Annotated in this window: 17 protein-coding genes and 2 pseudogenes; 5 read left to right on the top strand and 14 right to left on the bottom strand. The window is 70.4% G+C overall.

Annotated features, from left to right (window positions below):
* Positions 1 to 53: 53 nt before the first annotated feature.
* Entirely contained in the window at positions 54 to 851 is a 798-nt protein-coding gene (locus U9R90_RS14790; RefSeq protein WP_411056898.1) for an alpha/beta fold hydrolase, read from the bottom strand.
* Positions 852 to 988: 137 nt separating this feature from the next.
* On the opposite strand from U9R90_RS14790, the gene U9R90_RS14795 reads away from it, so the two are divergent.
* Positions 989 to 1,630: a TetR/AcrR family transcriptional regulator gene (locus tag U9R90_RS14795; protein ID WP_411056899.1), complete on the top strand. Its 642-nt coding sequence runs from the start codon at positions 989 to 991 to the stop codon at positions 1,628 to 1,630.
* Between the two features lie 49 nt (positions 1,631 to 1,679).
* Here U9R90_RS14795 and U9R90_RS14800 read toward each other — a convergent pair whose 3' ends face one another.
* Positions 1,680 to 2,435: a helix-turn-helix domain-containing protein gene (locus U9R90_RS14800; protein ID WP_411056900.1), complete on the bottom strand. Its 756-nt coding sequence runs from the start codon at positions 2,433 to 2,435 to the stop codon at positions 1,680 to 1,682.
* Between the two features lie 239 nt (positions 2,436 to 2,674).
* Between U9R90_RS14800 and U9R90_RS14805 the strand changes: the two genes are divergently transcribed.
* A complete protein-coding gene (locus U9R90_RS14805) occupies positions 2,675 to 3,340 on the top strand; it encodes a DUF4097 family beta strand repeat-containing protein (RefSeq protein ID WP_411056901.1) in 666 nt (221 codons plus the stop codon).
* A 259-nt stretch (positions 3,341 to 3,599) separates the two neighbouring features.
* On the opposite strand, the gene U9R90_RS14810 is transcribed toward U9R90_RS14805, so the two are convergent.
* A complete protein-coding gene (locus U9R90_RS14810) occupies positions 3,600 to 6,125 on the bottom strand; it encodes an ATP-dependent Clp protease ATP-binding subunit (RefSeq protein WP_411056902.1) in 2,526 nt (841 codons plus the stop codon).
* A gap of 430 nt (positions 6,126 to 6,555) precedes the next feature.
* Between U9R90_RS14810 and U9R90_RS14815 the strand changes: the two genes are divergently transcribed.
* Entirely contained in the window at positions 6,556 to 7,155 is a 600-nt protein-coding gene (locus U9R90_RS14815; protein WP_411056903.1) for an SCO3374 family protein, read from the top strand.
* Here the strand turns inward: U9R90_RS14815 and U9R90_RS14820 are convergent.
* The 10 genes and pseudogenes from U9R90_RS14820 to U9R90_RS14865 all read right to left on the bottom strand — a co-directional run bounded on the left by U9R90_RS14820 (position 7,134) and on the right by U9R90_RS14865 (position 16,343).
* Positions 7,134 to 7,469, bottom strand: a complete 336-nt coding sequence (locus U9R90_RS14820) for a histone-like nucleoid-structuring protein Lsr2 (RefSeq protein ID WP_411056904.1) — start codon at positions 7,467 to 7,469, stop codon at positions 7,134 to 7,136. The genes U9R90_RS14815 and U9R90_RS14820 overlap by 22 nt on opposite strands.
* Positions 7,470 to 7,705: 236 nt before the next feature.
* Positions 7,706 to 8,248 (bottom strand): amino-acid N-acetyltransferase, encoded by a 543-nt coding sequence (locus tag U9R90_RS14825; protein WP_411056905.1) that lies wholly within the window; start codon positions 8,246 to 8,248, stop codon positions 7,706 to 7,708.
* A 10-nt stretch (positions 8,249 to 8,258) separates the two neighbouring features.
* Positions 8,259 to 8,645 carry a BlaI/MecI/CopY family transcriptional regulator gene (locus U9R90_RS14830; protein WP_411056906.1) on the bottom strand — a complete coding sequence of 129 codons (387 nt, stop codon included), beginning with the start codon at positions 8,643 to 8,645 and terminating at the stop codon, positions 8,259 to 8,261.
* Positions 8,646 to 8,771: 126 nt separating this feature from the next.
* Positions 8,772 to 8,972 carry a hypothetical protein gene (locus U9R90_RS14835; protein ID WP_411056907.1) on the bottom strand — a complete coding sequence of 67 codons (201 nt, stop codon included), beginning with the start codon at positions 8,970 to 8,972 and terminating at the stop codon, positions 8,772 to 8,774.
* 225 nt (positions 8,973 to 9,197) lie between these two features.
* On the bottom strand, positions 9,198 to 10,748 hold the full coding sequence (locus U9R90_RS14840; RefSeq protein ID WP_411056908.1) for a hypothetical protein: 1,551 nt from the start codon (positions 10,746 to 10,748) through the stop codon (positions 9,198 to 9,200).
* A gap of 29 nt (positions 10,749 to 10,777) precedes the next feature.
* Positions 10,778 to 11,584, bottom strand: a complete 807-nt coding sequence (locus U9R90_RS14845; RefSeq protein ID WP_411056909.1) for a type III pantothenate kinase — start codon at positions 11,582 to 11,584, stop codon at positions 10,778 to 10,780.
* Positions 11,584 to 12,624, bottom strand: coding sequence for a carboxylating nicotinate-nucleotide diphosphorylase (gene nadC / locus U9R90_RS14850; RefSeq protein WP_411056910.1), 1,041 nt, complete (start codon positions 12,622 to 12,624; stop codon positions 11,584 to 11,586). Before nadC ends, U9R90_RS14845 begins: the two co-directional genes overlap by 1 nt.
* Positions 12,621 to 14,377, bottom strand: a pseudogene (locus U9R90_RS14855) (L-aspartate oxidase). The gene nadC and the pseudogene U9R90_RS14855 overlap by 4 nt, the downstream one beginning before the upstream one ends.
* A 20-nt stretch (positions 14,378 to 14,397) precedes the next feature.
* Positions 14,398 to 15,402: a pantoate--beta-alanine ligase gene (gene panC / locus U9R90_RS14860; protein WP_411056911.1), complete on the bottom strand. Its 1,005-nt coding sequence runs from the start codon at positions 15,400 to 15,402 to the stop codon at positions 14,398 to 14,400.
* Positions 15,399 to 16,343, bottom strand: a complete 945-nt coding sequence (locus U9R90_RS14865; protein WP_411056912.1) for a Rossmann-like and DUF2520 domain-containing protein — start codon at positions 16,341 to 16,343, stop codon at positions 15,399 to 15,401. The genes panC and U9R90_RS14865 overlap by 4 nt, the downstream gene beginning before the upstream one ends.
* A 176-nt stretch (positions 16,344 to 16,519) precedes the next feature.
* On the opposite strand from U9R90_RS14865, the gene U9R90_RS14870 reads away from it, so the two are divergent.
* The gene (locus U9R90_RS14870; protein WP_411056913.1) at positions 16,520 to 17,698 is read left to right on the top strand and encodes a threonine aldolase family protein; all 1,179 of its coding nucleotides are present in this window, start codon (positions 16,520 to 16,522) and stop codon (positions 17,696 to 17,698) included.
* Between the two features lie 293 nt (positions 17,699 to 17,991).
* Here U9R90_RS14870 and U9R90_RS14875 read toward each other — a convergent pair whose 3' ends face one another.
* Positions 17,992 to 18,177 carry a hypothetical protein gene (locus U9R90_RS14875; RefSeq protein WP_411056914.1) on the bottom strand — a complete coding sequence of 62 codons (186 nt, stop codon included), beginning with the start codon at positions 18,175 to 18,177 and terminating at the stop codon, positions 17,992 to 17,994.
* A 179-nt stretch (positions 18,178 to 18,356) separates the two neighbouring features.
* On the opposite strand from U9R90_RS14875, the pseudogene U9R90_RS14880 reads away from it, so the two are divergent.
* Positions 18,357 to 19,394 (top strand): annotated as a pseudogene (locus U9R90_RS14880) (DUF5937 family protein); the annotation flags it as partial.
* Positions 19,395 to 19,464 lie beyond the last annotated feature (70 nt).

A 19,464-nucleotide genomic window follows, 5' to 3' on the forward strand; every position in this document is an offset into this window, starting at 1 on the left:
CCCGTGTTTATGTCTGGTGATCCTGAATGCCCTCACGAGCTCCCGGCTCAGGTCTACTCTCCGCCGGAGAAGAAGCCGACCAGGGCAGGGGCGAGAACCTTCGGGTCGATGTTGTGGTCCTGGCCGGGGAACGTGTGCAGGGTGAAGTTGTCCCCCAGCGCGGCCAGTTCCTGCGCTCCGTTGAGCATGTGCGTCTCGCTGGCGCCGCCGCTGCCGACGAGGACGGGAACCTTCACGGACTGCCAGCGGTCGGCGGGCAGGGGGCGGCCGGACATGGTGTCGCCCATGACCTGGCCGTCGTAGGGCAGGGTGCGGGCGGTGGCCTCCATCCCGGTCCAGAAGGGGGCCTGCCGCATCCCGGCGACGGCTTCGGCGGGCATCCCCACCGCCGCGGTCATGAAGTAGGCGACAGCGTCGCCGTACGCCTCCCGGGCCACGAGCGCCTTCAGGTGGTCGACGTAGTCGGCGGGCAGCGGAGGGCGGGTGCTGTCGACGATGAACGGCGGTTCGTACAGGGCCAGGTGGGAGACGGCGCTGCCTCGGGCCACGGCCTCCAGCGCCAGAACGGCACCGGAGGACATGCCGAAGACCATGGCCTCGCCGCCCACGCGCTCGATCACCGCGTCCAGGTCCTCGACCTCGCGCTGCACGTCGTACGCCGCGCTGTCGCCGCTGTCGCCGCGGCCCCGGCGGTCGTACGTGATCACGGTGAAGCGCTCGGCCAGCAGCCCCGCGAGTTCGGCGGATTCGGCGCGGGTCATGAAGGCGCCGCCGACGAGCACCACCGTGGGGCCCGAGCCCTGCTGCTCGTAGGCGATGGCCGTGCCGTCGGACGAGAACACCTTGTCCATGTGAAAACCACTCCGTTCATGGGCGGCGCGCAGGGCCGGAAGCCCCGCGACTTGGAACTAGACGGTACAGTACCCAATCGAGTACTGGTCAGTCCAGTACTCTTTTGTCGGGGGCCCGGACGAGCGAGGAGTTGACGATGGACAGCCGTTCAGCGCGTAAGCACCAGGCGATCCTGGAGGCCGCGACCACGGTGTTCCTGAGCAAGGGGTACTCGGGGACGAGCATGGACGACATCGCGAAGCTGGCCGCGGTGTCCAAGCAGACCGTCTACAAGCACTTCGCGGACAAGGAGAAGCTGTTCGCCGAGATCGTGCTGGCCACCACCGACCGTATCGACGGCATGATCGACCTGATGTCCGACATCCCCGCCGATCCCGACGGCCTGGAAGAGAACCTGACCCGTTTCGCCCGCCAGTTCCTGGTGGCCCTGACCCAGCCCCAGGTCATCCAGCTGCGGCGCCTGATCATCGCGAATGCCGACGCGTTCCCCGAACTGGGCGCCGCCTGGTACGAGCAGGGCTTCGAGCGAGGTCTGGCCACCCTGGCGGCCACCTTCCAGCGCCTCGCCGACCAGGGAACGCTCAAGATCGACGACCCGATGCTGGCCGCCCACCACTTCGCCGGTCTGCTGCTCTGGATCCCGGTGAACCAGGCCATGTTCCACGGCAGCGTCCAGCACACCGAGGCCGACCTCGACCGCTACGCCCTCAGCGGCGTCCGCGCCTTCCTCGGCGCCTACCGCCACCCCGGCGAAGCCGTCCACCCGGCCGCCTCTTGAGAGAAGGCCGTATGGCGGAGGCGGCTTGCTATATGACGGAGGCTGCTGGCTATCCGCGGTCTGGATTCGGGTGAGCGGTGCCGTCTGAGGTTGCTTCCGTTTTGGTGTGGAGGACTTCGCGGGCCTGTTCCGCGGCGCGGGTGATGCTTTCGCTGATGAAGTCGAGAAAGCGGGCGATGTTCTCCAGGCGGGTGGCGGCGGGGGTGCGGGGGCCGAGGACGGCGACGCCTTGGCGCGCGGTTTCGACGAGCTGGTCGTTGGCCCGGGCGCTGGCGATCGTCGCCTGGTAGAAGAGTTCGTCGTCGACGACGTAGCGGTCGCGGCGGCGTTCGTCGCGTTCTCGGCGGACCAGGCTCTGGCTCTCCAGGAAGGCGATCGCCTTGGAGATGGACGCCGGACTGACCTGGAGGCGCTGTACGAGGTCGGACGCAGTGAGGCTGCCCGCGTCGGTGGTGAACAGGCACGTCAACACCCGGGCGGACATCTTGGTCAGGCCCGAAGCCATGAGGACGGTGGTGAACGTCTCCTCGTACTCGGCCACAGCCTCGGCGTCGCGTCCGTGCGGCTGGGGGGCTGACCCCGCCCCTCGGGAGGCGGCGGGCCTGCGCCGGTGGGCGCGGCGTTCGGTGGCGCGGTGGGCCAGGTCGGCGCGGTAGGCGGTGGGGCCGCCGTTGCGCATCACCTCACGCGTGATCGTCGAGGTCGGACGGTCGAGGCGTCGGGCGATCTCGGCGTAGGCGAGGCTGTCGGCCAGCCCCAGCGCGATCTGCTGGCGTTCGGCCTGGGTGAGCCTGCCTCCCGGCATCGCGGTCTCCTTGCTGGTGGTCTTTCGTGGCGGTCCCTGATCCCCACCATAGCGTTCACTTCTCATTCATTGCAACGACCAAGCTTGCCTCCATTGCGTTACCTCCGAGGCCGTTGCAACAATTTATCGGCTTTCACCTGCATAGATGTCACTTCTATGCAACAGGAGTGTTGCCGCACCCAGGAAAGCAACGTAGCGTTTCCCACATCGAAAACGACGAACGAGCAACGGAGAACGCGATGCAGAAGTTCGACACCACCACCCCGATCACCGCCGTCCTGGACATCCCCGCCGGACGCATCCAGTTCATCGCCGCGGACCGCTCGGACACCACCGTCGAGGTCCTGCCCGCCAACCCCTCCAAGAGCCGCGACACCAAGGCCGCTGAGCAGACCACCGTCGCCTACGCCGACGGCGTCCTGCGGATCACGGCGCCCACCGCCAACAACCAGCTCTTCGGCCCCTCCGGATCCCTGGAGGTCACCGTCCAGCTGCCCGCCGGTTCCCGCGTCGAGGCCAAGGCCGCCAGCGCCGAGCTCCGTGGCGTCGGACGTCTCGGCGACGTGGCCTTCGAAGGCGCGTACCGCCAGATCAAGATCGACGAGGCCGCGAGCGTCCGTCTCACCGCGATCGACGGCGACGTCGAGGTCGGACGGCTGGGCGGCCCCGCGGAGATCAGCACCGCGAGGGGCGACATCCGGATCGCCGAGGCCTCGCGCGGCACGGTCGTGCTCCGCACCCAGTCCGGCGACATTTCGGTCGCCGCCGCCGCAGGCGTCTCGGCCACCCTGGACGCCGGCACCGACTACGGCCGTGTCAGCAACGCCCTCAAGAACGACGGCACCGCCGAACTCGACATCCGCGCCACCACCTCCCAGGGCGACATCACCGCCCGCAGCCTCTGAAGGAGCCGAAGCAGACCGTGGCTGCCCCGCACAGCAGCTGACCCGCACAGCAAAAGGGGCTGGCCCCGAGACCGTATGACACGGTCTCGGGGCCAGCCCCTTTCAGCTGACGCTGACTGGCTGCTTACACGTCCTTCGTCAGGTTCGGGCCGGAACCACCCGTGGCCTGCTCGATCGGCGGGACGTCCGGCAGCGGGNCCCCGAGACCGTATGACACGGTCTCGGGGCCAGCCCCTTTCAGCTGACGCTGACTGGCTGCTTACACGTCCTTCGTCAGGTTCGGGCCGGAACCACCCGTGGCCTGCTCGATCGGCGGGACGTCCGGCAGCGGGGACTTCTCCTCGCCGCGGAAGGTGAACTTCTGCTGCTCACCCTCGCCCTCGGTGTCGACGACCACGATGTGACCGGGGCGCAGCTCGCCGAAGAGGATCTTCTCGGAGAGGACGTCCTCGATCTCGCGCTGGATCGTCCGGCGCAGCGGCCGGGCGCCCAGGACCGGGTCGTAGCCGCGCTTGGCGAGCAGCGACTTGGCGGTCGAGCTGAGCTCGATGCCCATGTCGCGGTCCTTCAGGCGCTCGTCGACCTTGGCGATCATGAGGTCGACGATCTGGATGATGTCTTCCTCGGTGAGCTGGTGGAAGACCACGGTGTCGTCGACGCGGTTGAGGAACTCGGGGCGGAAGTGCTGCTTGAGCTCTTCGTTGACCTTGTTCTTCATGCGCTCGTAGTTGGTCTTCACGTCACCCTGGGCGGCGAAGCCCAGGTTGAAGCCCTTGGAGATGTCCCGGGTGCCGAGGTTGGTCGTCATGATGATGACCGTGTTCTTGAAGTCCACGACGCGGCCCTGGGAGTCGGTCAGGCGACCGTCCTCCAGGATCTGCAGCAGCGAGTTGAAGATGTCCGCGTGGGCCTTCTCGACCTCGTCGAAGAGCACGACGGAGAACGGCTTGCGGCGCACCTTCTCGGTGAGCTGGCCGCCCTCTTCGTACCCGACGTAGCCGGGGGGCGAGCCGAAGAGCCGCGAGACGGTGTGCTTCTCGCTGAACTCCGACATGTCGAGGGAGATCATCGCGTCCTCGTCGCCGAAGAGGAACTCGGCGAGGGTCTTGGACAGCTCCGTCTTACCGACACCGGACGGACCGGCGAAGATGAAGGAGCCACCGGGACGCTTGGGGTCCTTCAGACCGGCGCGGGTACGCCGGATCGCCTGGGAGAGCGCCTTGATGGCGTCCTCCTGGCCGATGACCCGCTTGTGGAGCTCGTCCTCCATGCGCAGCAGACGCGAGGACTCCTCCTCGGTGAGCTTGAAGACCGGGATGCCGGTGGCGGTGGCCAGGACCTCGGCGATGAGCTCGCCGTCGACCTCGGCGACGACGTCCATGTCGCCGGCCTTCCACTCCTTCTCCCGCTTGGCCTTGGCGGCCAGGAGCTGCTTCTCCTTGTCGCGCAGGGACGCGGCCTTCTCGAAGTCCTGGGAGTCGATGGCCGACTCCTTGTCCCGGCGGACGCCCGCGATCTTCTCGTCGAACTCGCGGAGGTCCGGCGGCGCGGTCATCCGGCGGATACGCATCCGGGAGCCGGCCTCGTCGATCAGGTCGATCGCCTTGTCCGGGAGGAAGCGGTCCGAGATGTACCGGTCCGCGAGCGTGGCCGCCTGGACGAGGGCCTCGTCCGTGATGGAGACGCGGTGGTGGGCCTCGTAGCGGTCGCGCAGACCCTTGAGGATCTCGATCGTGTGCGGCAGCGACGGCTCGGCGACCTGGATGGGCTGGAAGCGGCGCTCGAGGGCGGCGTCCTTCTCCAGGTACTTGCGGTACTCGTCGAGCGTGGTGGCGCCGATGGTCTGGAGCTCGCCACGGGCCAGCATCGGCTTCAGGATCGAGGCGGCGTCGATCGCGCCCTCGGCGGCGCCCGCACCCACCAGGGTGTGGAGCTCGTCGATGAACAGGATGATGTCGCCGCGGGTGCGGATCTCCTTGAGGACCTTCTTCAGGCGCTCTTCGAAGTCACCGCGGTATCGGGAGCCGGCGACCAGGGCGCCGAGGTCCAGGGTGTAGAGGTGCTTGTCCTTGAGGGTCTCGGGCACCTCGCCCTTGACGATGGCCTGGGCGAGTCCCTCGACGACGGCGGTCTTACCGACGCCGGGCTCACCGATCAGGACCGGGTTGTTCTTCGTACGGCGGGACAGCACCTGCATGACCCGCTCGATCTCCTTCTCGCGCCCGATGACCGGGTCGAGCTTGGATTCGCGAGCGGCCTGCGTGAGGTTCCGGCCGAACTGGTCCAGGACGAGCGAGGTCGAGGGGGTGCCCTCGGCCGGTCCACCGGCGGTGGCGGTCTCCTTGCCCTGGTAACCGGAGAGCAGCTGGATGACCTGCTGCCGCACCCGGTTGAGGTCTGCACCCAGCTTGACCAGGACCTGGGCGGCGACGCCCTCGCCCTCGCGGATCAGGCCGAGCAGAATGTGCTCCGTGCCGATGTAGTTGTGGCCCAGCTGAAGGGCCTCGCGGAGCGACAGCTCCAGGACCTTCTTGGCACGGGGGGTGAAGGGGATGTGGCCGGACGGGGCCTGCTGCCCCTGGCCGATGATCTCCTCCACCTGCTGGCGGACCGCCTCGAGCGAAATCCCGAGGCTCTCCAGGGCCTTAGCGGCGACACCCTCACCCTCGTGGATCAGGCCCAGGAGGATGTGCTCGGTGCCGATGTAGTTGTGGTTGAGCATCCGGGCTTCTTCCTGAGCCAGGACGACAACCCGCCGCGCGCGGTCGGTGAACCTCTCGAACATCGTTAATCGCTCCTCAGAGCGGTCAGGCAGTAAGGGGTCGGTCCCCTCCCTGTCCTTCCGCAGCTTAGTCCCGCAAGCGGGGACCGCTCATTCCAACTGCCGACACCCGTCGATGGCCTCCTGACCCCGAACGCCGACAACTACTCCAACCCAATGGTCCGAGACGATGTTCCCGCAGGCCAGGCAGTTACCCTCTTCGCCAGTACGCCGATGGCGAACGGGGGACGGCCAGGCCAGCGTGTCGCCCCTCCCCACTAGGAATGTCTTACCCGTAAGGACGGACACTCCATGCGGCGGACACCGGTTCCCTCCGCTACGGGCGAACACGCTTGCGCCCCCGAACGCGCCCGTACGCCCCCATAGCGGACACCCTGTGCATCCTCCACAGAACTAAGCGTAACCATGGAGGCTTTCCGGAGTTGCTCCTGACATGGTGCCCACCCCGCCCGCTTCCGTACCCGCCCCGCGCGGTCCGCTCCCTGAGGGCGACCTGGTGCGGCAGTGGTACGAGACCGAGCTGGGCTGGGCGACGGCGTCAGGGCCGCCCCTGCAGCTGCTGACGGGTCTGCGCTTCGATGTCCTGCAGATGCCCGCGGAGGCCGGCTACGCCGTGCTGCGGCGGCTGGGTGACGCGCTGCCGAAGGGCCCGGTGGCCCTGGCGGGCGACCTGCTGCAGCTGCTGGTCGCGGCGGGAAGCGCGGACGAACTGCCAGGGCTGCTCGACTGGCTGGAGTGGGGTTCGCTGGCGCTCGATCTGACCGCCTTCGGCGTGGGCGGCCGGATCACCGCACCACCGCCCCCCACCGGGCCGGGCCCGCAGGGGGCCGCCAGGTGGCTGCGGCCCCCCGAGCCGGGGTGCGAGGTGGAGCCGACGCTGCCGGCTTTCACCGGCTTCGGAAGGCGTGCGGACACGAACCAAGGCGCCGGCGGCACGGGTGCCGACTTCGTACGACTCGTGGACACAGCGGCAACGCAGTGCCACCGAGTCCGACTTCTGCGCGCCTGCGCTCAGCCGTTGGCCTTCTCGTAGGCCTCGCGGATGGACGCGGGAACGCGGCCGCGGTCGTTGACCTCGTAGCCGTTCTCCTTCGCCCACGCGCGGATCTGCGCGGTGTTCTCGCTGCCACCGGCAGCGGCGCGCGCCTTGCCACGACCACCCGAAGCACGGCCGCCAGTGCGCCGACCGCCCTTGACGTAGGGCTCCAGCTGCCCGCGCAGCTTCTCCGCGTTGGCGGTGGTGAGGTCAATCTCGTACGTCTTGCCGTCCAACGCAAACGTCACGGTCTCGTCTGCCTCGCCGCCGTCGAGGTCATCGACAAGAAGGACCTGAACCTTCTGTGCCACCGGATTTCCCTTCATCGATAACTTCAGAGACCGGTGCCAACGGCGCGCCCGCCGCTGTTTCACCGTCTCCGGTTATATGGAGTACGTCGGAAAGCAAACCGCTTTTCTCCGGAAAACACAAACCCCTGGGGAGAAGACGATGACTCAAGGCCCCGTGAAACATGCGCGTTTCGGACATAGCTACCGCGCCGGGGGCGCTTCGGTAACGGATCGGGAACGGGAAAACGCGTAGGCGATCACAGGTGCAGAAGCATCCGGCTGTTACCCAGGGTGTTCGGTTTCACTCGTTCGAGCCCGAGGAACTCGGCGACGCCTTCGTCATAGGAACGCAGCAGCTCGCTGTAGACATCTCCGTCGACCGGCGTCTCGCCAATCTCCACGAAGCCGTGCTTCGCGAAGAAGTCGACTTCGAAGGTGAGGCAGAATACCCGGCGCACACCGAGCCAGCGCGCCGTCTGGAGCAGCTTGCCGAGCAGCTGATGGCCCACTCCGGAGCCCTTGAGCTCGGGGTTCACCGCGAGGGTTCGCACTTCCGCCAGGTCTTCCCACATCACGTGCAGGGCGCCGCAGCCGACGACCTGTGCGTTGTCGTCGCGTTCCGCGATCCAGAACTCCTGGATGTCCTCGTAAAGCGTGACGGTCGCTTTGTCGAGCAGGATGCGTCGGCGTGTGTACGCGTCGAGGAGCTCGCGTACCGCCGGGACATCGCCGGTCCTCGCCCGGCGGATGGTGACGGCTTTGGCGGGGGCGTCGGGATACGCGGGGAGCTCTTCGGACATGAAGCGGACGTTATCGCCCCGCGTCGTCCGCCGCCGCGTCGGGGCTCTCGGGGCCCTGCACCATGCGCACCGCGTCCGCAAGCGCTTCCCGCTGCTTTGGCGACATCATCCCGAAGAAGGCGACGAGCGCGGCGGCCGGGTTGTCGCTCTGCGACCAGGCTTCGTTCATCAGTGCGGCCGCGTAGGCGGCGCGGGTGGAGACCGCCTCATATCGATAGGCCCTGCCTTCCGCTTCCCGGCGGACCCAGCCCTTCTGATGGAGATTGTCCAATACGGTCATGACCGTGGTGTACGCGATGGACCGTTCCTGCTGAAGGTCTTCCAGGACTTCTCGAACGGTGACGGGGCGGTTCCACTTCCACACCCGCGTCATGACCGCGTCTTCGAGTTCTCCCAATGGGCGAGGCACAGTAGTAACAATAGTGTGAGATGTGCCTCGGATGTGCTATTTGGCCAACAAAAAGGGCGTACGGCTCGAAAAGTGCGCGAGCCGTACGCGTCTGGGTGCCGGGGGCGGGGCCCGTCAGGCCTCGCTGGGCCCTGAGGGCGGGGCCGCCGAGAGTCCGGACTGGTGGACGCCTTCGGCGCGGAAGACGGCGGCGTCGACGGCTGCGTCCTCCTTGGCCTTGTTGGCGCCGCCCTGGGTCTTGACGATCGTCACGATCAGACCGATGAAGAACGCGGCCATCACGACGGGGGGCAGGAGCGCGGAGACGTAGTCCATGCCCCCAGAGTAGCTATCCGACGGCGATCTTCTGCGGCGGGGCGGGGCGTTCCGGAGCCGGTTTGGGCGTGGGGGCGGCGGGGCGGCGGCNCCGCCGCGGCAGCGAACCGAACACCTCGGCAACGAACTCCGCCAACTCACCCCGGAGCCGTTCCACCTCCCCGAGCCTCATACCCCGCAGCATGCCCCCGACCAGCCAAGATCGGCACTCCTAACGAAGCACTACTAGGTCGTGTCGGTCGGCGCGGAGCTGCGGCGGGTGCGGTAGCGGTGGGCCGCCACTGTGGCGGCGAGCAGGGCTGCCAGGGCCATGCCCGTGGCGATGAGCGGGCCGCTGCCTGACGAACCGCTGGTGGACCCGGAGGCGGCCGGGGCCTGGTCCCCGCTGGTGTCGGGGGTCTGGGTGGGCTCGACCAGGGGGCCGCCTGTGGCCCGGGCCTCCAGGGGCGCCGTGTTGTTGGACCGGTCGGGGTCGTGGGCCGGGAACTTGGGGTTGTCGACGATCTCGACGCGGCCCACCGCGTCACGTACCCGCTGGTCGATGCGGAAGGTGAGGGTGACGGCCGCCGTGTCGCCGGGCGTCATTCCGCCACCGAGCCGGCAGTGGTAAGCCTTCGCGCCCGCTGTCTCTGGGCCGCACTCCCAGTCCAGCGGTTCCTCCAGATCCGGCTCCGGTGGTACGACCGTGGTGCCCTCGGGCGGAGTGACCTTGATCGTGGGGCGCTTGGGCTGGCCCGGACCGGCGTTGCGCATGCCCAGCCGCACCTCCACCGTCTGCCCCGTGCGGCCCTCGATGGGCTGTGCCATCGCCTGGAGGTCGGTGTCCAGCGACAATGTGGTGGGGATGGGCCTGCCGTACTCGACGAAGGCGGATGCGGGCCGCTCGACGGGGCGCAGCGACAACTCGGGGCCTGACCCGACCTGTTCGAGCTGGGCTGGATCGGCTCCGGGCCCGTCCTGCCACTCGTGGGCGACGCCTGGCAGGGAGGCGCTGTAGCTGATGTCGCCGTGGATCACCGTCTTGGACACGGAGATCGAGAACGGCTCCGAGACTTCGTACGCCTGACCCGGTTCAAGGGTCTGGTCGAAGGAGCAGTACGCCGTGGACTGGTCACCGGCCGTCCCATAGCGGCAGTTGCGGTACTGGACGGCTGCCTGGAGATGGTTGGTGTGCAGCATCAGGCCGAGGCCCTTGGCCGGGTACGCGCCCGCGTTGCGCAGCTCCGGCGTGAACGCGATGGTGGAGCCCGCCTTCAGGTTTTTCAGCGGCTTCTCCACACGCGTGTGGAGCGTGGGTCCCGCCACCCACACTTCGGTCTCGAAGGTCGAGTCCGGGACTCCGGGGGCGCTGAAGGTGTAGCGGAGCTTGCCGTGGGCGCCGAGCTTCGCGCCCGGTTTCGCCTCGATGTAGACGGCGTCCAGGAGCTTCGGCTTGCCGCTGGTGAGTGTGCCGAGATCGCAGGTGAAGGTGTACGTCGTACCGCCCGCGTGCTGTCCGCACTGCCTGCGGGAGCGCAGCTTGGCCTTGCCCTTGAGGTCGCTGGCGTCGATCTTCAGGGTGACGTCGGCACGTGCGGCGGCGCCCCCGGTGAGGCGCGGTTCGAGCCACAGGCGGGTGCCGCCGGTGGGGCCGACTCCCGGCTGGTTCAGGTAGTACGTCGTGGGGACGTCGAGCTCGATCGCCGGGTCGTCCGCGTGCGCGGGCGCGATCGCGCCGGTGAGCAGGGCGGCCGCGGTGAGCAGGGCGGCAGCACCCCGGCGGCGTATGAGACTCATGTGCTTGATCCCCCAGGAGACGCCAGACCCTAGCTACGTGCGATGTTGCGCTCGTAGACCAGGCGCAGCCCGATCAGCGTGAGCCAGGGCTCGTGTTCGTCGATGGCGGTGGACTCGCCGAGCACCATGGGGGCCAGACCGCCGGTGGCGATCACCGTGACGTCGTCGGGGTCGCCCGCGGGGCCCACCAGTTCGCGCGCCATGCGGCTGACGACGCCGTCGACCTGGCCCGCGAAGCCGTACAGGATGCCGGACTGCATGGCCTCGACGGTGTTCTTGCCGATCACGCTGCGCGGGCGGGTCAGTTCGATCTTGCGGAGCTGGGCGCCCTTGACGCCGAGCGCCTCGACGGAGATCTCGATGCCGGGGGCGATCGCGCCGCCCGCGTACTCGCCGCGCGCGGTGACTGCGTCGAAGGTGGTCGCTGTGCCGAAGTCGACGACGATCGCCGGGCCGCCGTACAGCTCTATCGCCGCCACCGCGTTGATGATGCGGTCGGCACCGACCTCCTTGGGGTTGTCCGTGAGGACCGGCACGCCCGTCTTGACGCCGGGCTCGACCAGTACGGCGGGCACGTCGCCGTAGTAGCGGCGGGTGACCTCGCGCAGCTCGTGCAGGACGGAGGGGACGGTGGCGCAGATGGCGATGCCGTCGATGCCGTCGCCCAGCTCTTCGCCGAGCAGCGGGTGCATACCCATCAGGCCGTTGAGCAGGACGGCCAGTTCGTCGGCGGTGCGGCGGGCGTCGGTGGAGATGCGCCAGTGCTCGACGATCTCCTCGCCGTCGAACAGGCCGAGGACGGTGTGGGTGTTGCCGACGTCGATGGTGAGCAGCATCAGACGTTCGCCTCACGCAGGTCGAGACCGATGTCGAGGATCGGCGACGAGTGGGTGAGCGCGCCCACCGCGAGGTAGTCGACGCCGGTCTCGGCGTAGGCGCGGGCGGTGTCGAGGATGAGGCGTCCGGAGGACTCGAGCAGGGCGCGTCCCTGGGTGAGGGCGACCGCTTCGGCGGTCTCCTCGGGGGTGAAGTTGTCCAGGAGGATCAGGTCGGCGCCCGCGTCCAGGACGGCGCGCAGCTGGTCGAGCGTGTCGACCTCGACCTCGATCGGCACGTTGGGGAATCGCTCCCGTACGGCCTTGAAGGCGGCTGCCACGCCGCCGGCCGCGACCACGTGGTTGTCCTTGACCAGCGCGGCGTCGGAGAGGGCCATGCGGTGGTTGACGCCGCCGCCGCAGCGCACCGCGTACTTCTCCAGGGAGCGCAGTCCGGGGGTGGTCTTGCGGGTGTCGCGGACCTTGGCCTTCGTGCCGTCGAGCGTGTCCGCCCACGCGCGCGTGGCGGTCGCGATGCCGGAGAGGCGGCACAGGATGTTCAGCGCGCTGCGTTCGCCGGTGAGCAGGTCGCGGGTGCGGGTGGTGACCGAGATCAGCTTCTGTCCAGCCTCGACGCGGTCGCCGTCCTCGACGTGCCGCTCGACCTCGAACTCGTCGGCGCAGACCACCGAGAGGACCGCTTCGGCGACGCGCAGGCCCGCGACGACACCGTTCTCGCGGGCCGTGAAGTCTCCGGTGGCGACGGCGTCCTCGGGGATCGTGGCGACGCTGGTGACGTCCACACCGCCCGCCAGATCCTCCGCGATCGCCATGTGGGCGATGTCCTCGACCTCCACCGGGTCGAGTCCGGCATCGGCGAGCAGGCCCGCCAGGGAGGGGTCGAGACCGCACTCCATGGGGTCGAGTTCGCCGTCTGACGCTACGAGGTCGCCGTCCGCCGCACAGCCGCAGGCGTCGCCGCAGCCGCCCGCGTTCGGGGCGAGCGGGAGCTCGGAGCTGTCGGGGGTGCCTGGGGTGCTGGGGGCGCTCACTTCGGTCACTGCTCCTGCGTCCTGGTGGGGGGAAAGTCGGGTGTGTCGGTGGTGTGTACGGCGAGGGTGCGATCCGGGTTCAGGCGTACGACGATGTGGCGCCGCCAGTCCGTGTCGGCGCGCTCCGCGTGGTCCTCGCGCCAGTGGCAGCCGCGGGTCTCCTCGCGGCGCTGGGCGGCGGCGACGAGCACACGCGCGACGCAGAGCAGGTTGGTGGTCTCCCACGTGTCGGTGCCGGGCTCCGCGGTCTTGCCGTTCTCGGCGAGCTCGCCGCGCGCCTCGGTGTGGATCCGCTGCAGCTCGGCCGCCGCGGCGGCGAGGCTCTCGGCGGAACGCAGCACCCCGGCGCCGGTGGTCATGATCCGCTGGATGGCGAAGCGGGCCTCGGCGGGGAGCAGTGGGTGGGCCGGGATCTCGGGGGTCGGGACCGGGGTCGGTGTCGGCTTCGGCTTGGACTCCACGCGCGCGTGGGCGGTGATGTCGTCCGCGATGCGTTCGGCGTAGACCAGGCCCTCAAGCAGGGAGTTGGAGGCCAGGCGGTTGGCGCCGTGCACGCCGGTGCAGGCGACCTCGCCGCAGGCGTAGAGGCCGTTGACCGTGGTGCGGCCCAGCCGGTCGGTGCGGACGCCTCCGGACGCGTAGTGGGCGGCCGGGCCAGCCGGTCGGTGCGGACGCCTCCGGACGCGTAGTGGGCGGCCGGGGCGACGGGGATCGGCTCGGTCACCGGGTCGATGCCGTGGGCGCGGCAGGCGGCGAGGATCGTGGGGAACCGGGTGGCCCACATCTCGGCGCCGAAGTGCCGGGCGTCCAGGTACATGTGCTCGGCGCCCTGCTCGGCCATGCGGCGCATGATGGCCTTGGCGACGATGTCCCGGGGCGCCAGCTCGGCCAGTTCGTGTTGGCCGAGCATGAAGCGGGTGCCGTCGGCGTCGACCAGGTGGGCGCCCTCGCCGCGTACCGCCTCGGAGACCAGCGGCTGCTGGCCCTCGGCGTCCGGGCCGAGGAAGAGCACCGTGGGGTGGAACTGCACGAACTCCAGGTCGCTGACCTCCGCTCCGGCCCGCAGCGCGAGGGCCACGCCGTCGCCCGTGGAGACCGAGGGGTTGGTGGTGGCCGAGAAGACCTGGCCCATGCCGCCGGTGGCGAGCACCACCGCGGGCGCGTGCACCGCGCCGACGCCGTCGTGCTGGCCCTCGCCCATGACATGCAGGCTGACCCCGGCCGCGCGGCCGTCGGCATCCGTCAGCAGGTCCAGGACCAGGGCGTTCTCGATGGTGCGGATGCCACGCGCGCGTACCGCCTCGACCAGGGCGCGGGAGATCTCCGCGCCGGTCGCGTCGCCGCCCGCGTGCGCGATACGGCGCCGGTGGTGGCCGCCCTCGCGGGTGAGCTCGATCTCGCCGGATGCCGAGGTGTCGAAGTGGGCGCCGGTGGCGATGAGTCGGCGTACCGCGTCGGGGCCTTCGGTGACCAGGAGCCGTACCGCCTCCTCGTCACAGAGGCCCGCGCCCGCCACCAGGGTGTCGTCCAGGTGCTGTTCGGGTGTGTCGCCGTCGCCGAGTGCGGCCGCGATACCGCCCTGCGCCCAGCGGGTCGAGCCGTCGTCCAGGCGGGCCTTGGTGACGACGACGGTACGCAGGCCCGAGGTCGCGCAGCGCAGGGCGGCCGTGAGGCCTGCCACGCCGGAGCCGACGACGACCACGTCGGCCTCGATGGCCCAGCTGGGGGCGGGGGCGTGCAGCCGTATGCCGGTGCCGTTCACCGAGGGGCCGTTCACGGGACTCATGAAGCGGCTCCGAACGTGAGAGGGAGGTTGTCGATCAGCCGGGTCGTGCCGACCCGTGCGGCGACCGCGAGGATCGCATCGCCCGTGAAGCCGTCCGGGACCTCGGTGAAGTCGGCCGGGTCGACCAGGGCCAGATAGTCCAGTACGAGGGGCGTCTTGGCGACCGCCGCGTCGTCCAGTACGGACCTGGCGGCCGCGCGGACCGCGGCGGGGACACCGAGCGAGGCCTGCGCGACCGCGTGCGCGTCGGCCGCGGCGCGGGCCTCTCCCAGCGCGCTCAGGGCGACCGCGCGCTCGCGCGCTGCGGGTGTCGTCACCGCGCGCGCGTGCAGGGCCTGCTGGGCGGCGAGCCGGTCGCGGCCCGCGAACAGGGCGGTGGACAGGGCGAGCGCGGTGTGGCGCTCGGCCGGCGAGAGATAGCGGTTGCGGCTGGACAGGGCCAGACCGTCCGCCTCGCGCACGGTCGGTACGCCGACGATCTCCACCGGGAAGTTCAGATCACGCGCCATGCGGCGGATCAGGGCGAGCTGCTGGGCGTCCTTCTGCCCGTACAGCGCGGCGTCGGGCGCGGTGAGGTGCAGCAGCTTGGCGACGACGGTGAGCATGCCGTCGAAGTGTCCTGGGCGGGTGCGGCCTTCGAGCAGCTCGCCCATGGGGCCCGCGGTGATGCGGACCTGCGGCTCACCGCCGGGGTAGACCTCGTCGAGGGAGGGGGCGAACACCAGGTCCGCACCGGACTGTTCGGCGACCTTGAGGTCGGCGTCCAGGGTGCGCGGGTAGCGGTCCAGGTCCTCGCCCGCGCCGAACTGGAGCGGGTTGACGAAGACGGTGACCACGACCTGCCCCTGCGGGCCGACCAGTTCGCGGGCCTGCCGGACCAGGGTCGCGTGGCCCTCGTGCAGGGCACCCATCGTCATCACGACGGCTCGGCGGCCCGCCGGGGCCTGCTCCGGGCGCGCGTGGCCGTGGAGTTCGGCGGCGGTGTGCACCAGTGTGGTCATCGGGTGCCTCCCTCGGTGCTGCCCTGGCCCTCGTGGGACAGGACGCCCAGCAGGTCCTCGGCGAGCTCGGGCTTGAGCAGGCCGTGGGCCAGCGCGCGGTCGGCGGTGGCCCGCGCCATCGCCAGGTAGCCGGCGACCGTCCCCGGGGCGTGCTCGCGCAGCTGGGCGACATGGGCGGCGACCGTGCCGGCGTCCCCGCGCGCGACGGGTCCGGTGAGCGCGCCGTCGCCGGAGCGCAGCGCGTTGTCGAGCGCGGCTCCGAGCAGCGGGCCGAGCATCCGGTCCGGGGCCTCGACGCCCGCCTGCCGCAGCAGGTCCATGGCCTCGGCGACCAGGGTGACCAGGTGGTTCGCGCCGAGCGCGAGGGCCGCGTGGTAGAGCGGGCGGGCCGCTTCCTCGATCCACTCGGGCTCGCCGCCCATCTCGATGACCAGCGCCTCGGCGGCGAGCCGCAGCTCCTCGGGTGCGGTCACACCGAAGGAGCAGCCGGCCAGCCGCTGGACGTCCACGGGGGTGCCGGTGAACGTCATGGCGGGGTGCAGGGCCAGCGGCAGCCCACCGGCGCGCAGCACCGGGTCGAGCACCTTGGTGCCGTACCGCCCCGAGGTGTGCACGACCAGCTGTCCCTGCCGTACGGCGCCCGTTTCGGCCAGGCCTTCGACGAGTCCCGGCAGTGCGTCGTCCGGCACGGTGAGCAGGACGAGGTCGGCGCGCTCGAAGACCTCGGCGGGCGACACCAGCGGCACGTCGGGCAGGAGCACGGCGGCGCGGCGCACGGAGGCCTCGGAGACCCCGGACGCGGCGACCGGGCGGTGCCCCGCGAGCTGCAAGGACGCCGCGAGCGCGGGTCCGACCCGACCGGCGCCCACGACGCCGACGGTGAGCCGGGCAGGGCGGTCCTTCGGGTCCTGTGGGTGACCCGGTTGCTGAGATGCGTTCACGCGTCGACGGCCTTCCGTTCCAGTCCGCTCGGGGTACCGGACGATTTCTCGTCATGTTAACGCGAGGTGTTCGGGCGAGGCTCGGGTTGTCCACAGGCCCAGGGGCCCGGAAAGGTTATCCACAGGCGTGGGGAAAAGTGTGGGTGCGGCAGACGCATGTACGAGACGATCTCTGGATGACCGAGAGCGACGGAGCCGAGCGGGGGGAGCACAACGTGCCGGATGAGCGGGAGCGGCGACAGGCCGCGTTCCGGGGCGCGACACGGGTCCTGTCCCGGGCCGGGGCCGCCGCCCCGCTCGGGGAGCGGCTGGCACGGCTGGCCGCGGACGCGTCCAGCGTCTACGACCTGGACCAGTCGGCCGACATATACGGCGACGGGGTCGTGGCGGAGGTGGAACGCCGGGTGGCCGGGCTGCTCGGCAAGGAGGCGGCCGCGTTCTTCCCCACCGGGACCATGGCCCAGCAGGTCGCGCTGCGCTGCTGGGCGGGGCGTACGGGGAACAGCACGGTCGCGCTGCATCCGCTCGCACACCCCGAGCGGCACGAGCGGGGAGCGCTCGGCGCGGTGAGCGGACTGCGCACGGTCCACCCCACGCGCGAGCCGCGGCTGCCATCGGCGGACGAGATACGGGACTTCGACGAGCCCTTCGGGACGCTGATGCTGGAGCTGCCGCTCCGGGACGCGGGTTATGTCCTCCCCACCTGGGAGGAGCTGTCCGAGACGGTCGAGGCGGCGCGGGAGCGGGACGCGGTCGTGCACTTCGACGGGGCGCGGCTGTGGGAGTCCACCGCGCACTTCGGGCGGCCGCTGGACGAGATCGCCGCCCTCGCGGACAGCGTGTACGTGTCGTTCTACAAGTCGCTGCAGGGGCTCGGCGGCGCGGTACTGGCCGGTCCCGAGACGCTGGTCGAGGAGGCGCGGACCTGGCGGCACCGGTACGGCGGCCAGGTGTTCCAGCAGTTCCCGACCGCGCTGTCGGCGCTGCTCGGCCTGGAGCGGGAGCTGCCCCGGCTACCGGCGTACGTCGCCCACGCGCGCGTGGTCGCCGACGCGCTGCGGGACGGGTTCGCGGCGGCGGAGGTGCCGTGGGTGCGGGTACATCCCGAGGTGCCGCACACTCACGAGTTCCAGCTGTGGCTGCCGTACCCGCCCGAGGTCCTGAACAAGGCGGCGCTCGCCCAGGCCGAGGAGACCAAGACCGCGCTCTTCCGGTACTGGGACGCGGCCGGTCCCGGGCTTTCCTACACCGAGGTGTCGGTGACGGGCGAGGGCCTGGAGTGGACCGCGGACGACGTCCGGGCCGCGGCCCTGGAGTTCGTACGGCGGGTGGGTACGGCGGCCGGGAGTGCGTGAGAGCCGTTCAGAGCCTGTCTTTGAACCCCCGTCGTCCGCGCGAAGCGCGGGCGCAGCGCCCGCCGCGAAGCGGCTGATGTCCCGGCGGTGCGTGCTCTCGGCGTGCGGCGTCGCAGGTCATGAATGGGGTCTCCCCTGCTCAGGGGGGCACCTCCCGCTCGAGCGGAGCCGAGAGTGGGGGAGAAGCCGAGAGCTTGGAGAAGGAGCCACCTGTCCTGCGACGCCGTGCGCCGAGAGTGCGTGCCGGGCGTCGGGGCGCAGGCGGGGGTTCAAAGACAGGCTCTCAGGGGGACTCACGCGGCGCGCCCCCTGAAGAGCCGCGCGAGGAAACCCCGGTGGCGCCTGGCGACGGCCACGCGGGGCGCGTCGCGCAGCTCTTCGAGCAGGCGCCGGTCGTAGCTGCCCGGCGCGGGCACGTGGGGTTCACCGTGCTGGAGTGCGCGGTAGGAGTCCAGGGCGTACTGGGTGGTGATGCTCATGACGGTCCCCTCGATTCAGGTCGGCGCGGCGCGGCGCGGTGCGGTGCGGTGCGGGTGAGGTGGGTCGAACGGTGTCGACGTCATTGAGACTCCGCCCGACCCCGCACCCCGGTCACGCCGATTGATGAGAGCCGTCAATCGGCGCGGACGGTGTCAGACCCCGGGTGCACCATGGGGATGTGAGCGTGACCATCGACATCTCCGGACTGCCGCCCGAGCGGGTCACCGCCCTGCCCTCACCGCTGACCGAGCTGGGCATGGCGCTGCACGCGCTGACCGAACCCGGGCACCACCCGGGTCTGCAGGGCTGGGCGACCGCCACGGCCACCCGGCTCGACCCCTGTCTCGCCGACCGGCTCTCCGAGGCCGAGTTCCTGTGGCGCAGCTCGTTCTCGGACATCTTCCTGCCGTTCGCCGGGATACCGGGCGGCACCGCCGTGCCCGGCGCCACGCTCGGCGAGGAACTGGACCAGCTGGACAAGCTGAGTGACAGTCAGTTCGTGGACGCGGCCCTGGAGTTCACCTGCCAGCCCACGTACGGCACCCCCGCACACCCGGACCCGCTGACCGACCCCGCCACCCGGCAGCGCGCCTTGGACCTGTCCGCGACCCGCGGCGCGCGGCAGGTGAACTTCACCCGGCGCCTCCTGGACGACCCACCGGCCGTCCGGCGCTGGTTCCGGGAGCTGATGGAGGACTGCGACGCGGCGTTCTTCGCGGACACCTGGGCCCGCCTCGGCCCGGAACTCGCCGCCGATGCCCGGCACAAGAACGAGCTGCTCAAGCGGCGAGGGCTCACCGAGGCGCTGGCCGCGACCTCCAAGGCCGTCACGCTCGACGAGCGGACCTCCATCGTCTCCGTCGACAAGCTCGCCGACGGCCACACCCGTACCGCGGGCGGCGGACTCCTGCTGGTGCCGACCAGCCTCGGCTGGCCGCACCTGATGGTGCTGCACCGCTACGCCTGGCAGCCGGTGATCCACTATCCGGTCAGCACCTCCGCGCTGTCCGCCCGTTCATCGGTGCAGGAGCTGACCCGGCGTATGGAGGCCCTGGCACACCCGGCGCGGATGCGGCTCTGCCGGTATCTGGCCCGTGGCCCGCACACCACCGGCGAGTTGGCGGACGCGCTCGGCATGAGCGCGCCCGAGATATCCCGGCACCTGGCCGTCCTGAAGAAGGCCGGGCTGCTCACTTCGGAGCGGCGCGGGCGCTATGTNCGGGGCGGGCACGGAGGGCACGCAGGGCACCCAGGCCGGGGCGGGCACGGAGGGCACGCAGGGCACC

The organism is Streptomyces sp. E11-3 (assembly GCF_046540415.1).
Classification (GTDB): domain Bacteria; phylum Actinomycetota; class Actinomycetes; order Streptomycetales; family Streptomycetaceae; genus Streptomyces.

Bases quoted from the DNA above. Each gene is read 5' to 3' on its own strand.
- U9R90_RS14790 (WP_411056898.1), bottom strand. From the start codon at position 851: ATGGACAAGGTGTTCTCGTCCGACGGCACGGCCATCGCCTACGAGCAG.
- U9R90_RS14795 (WP_411056899.1), top strand. From the start codon at position 989: ATGGACAGCCGTTCAGCGCGTAAGCACCAGGCGATCCTGGAGGCCGCG.
- U9R90_RS14800 (WP_411056900.1), bottom strand. From the start codon at position 2,435: ATGCCGGGAGGCAGGCTCACCCAGGCCGAACGCCAGCAGATCGCGCTG.
- U9R90_RS14805 (WP_411056901.1), top strand. From the start codon at position 2,675: ATGCAGAAGTTCGACACCACCACCCCGATCACCGCCGTCCTGGACATC.
- U9R90_RS14810 (WP_411056902.1), bottom strand. From the start codon at position 6,125: ATGTTCGAGAGGTTCACCGACCGCGCGCGGCGGGTTGTCGTCCTGGCT.
- U9R90_RS14815 (WP_411056903.1), top strand. From the start codon at position 6,556: ATGGTGCCCACCCCGCCCGCTTCCGTACCCGCCCCGCGCGGTCCGCTC.
- U9R90_RS14825 (WP_411056905.1), bottom strand. From the start codon at position 8,248: ATGTCCGAAGAGCTCCCCGCGTATCCCGACGCCCCCGCCAAAGCCGTC.
- U9R90_RS14835 (WP_411056907.1), bottom strand. From the start codon at position 8,972: ATGGACTACGTCTCCGCGCTCCTGCCCCCCGTCGTGATGGCCGCGTTC.
- U9R90_RS14840 (WP_411056908.1), bottom strand. From the start codon at position 10,748: ATGAGTCTCATACGCCGCCGGGGTGCTGCCGCCCTGCTCACCGCGGCC.
- U9R90_RS14845 (WP_411056909.1), bottom strand. From the start codon at position 11,584: ATGCTGCTCACCATCGACGTCGGCAACACCCACACCGTCCTCGGCCTG.
- panC (WP_411056911.1), bottom strand. From the start codon at position 15,402: ATGACCACACTGGTGCACACCGCCGCCGAACTCCACGGCCACGCGCGC.
- U9R90_RS14870 (WP_411056913.1), top strand. From the start codon at position 16,520: ATGACCGAGAGCGACGGAGCCGAGCGGGGGGAGCACAACGTGCCGGAT.
- U9R90_RS14875 (WP_411056914.1), bottom strand. From the start codon at position 18,177: ATGAGCATCACCACCCAGTACGCCCTGGACTCCTACCGCGCACTCCAG.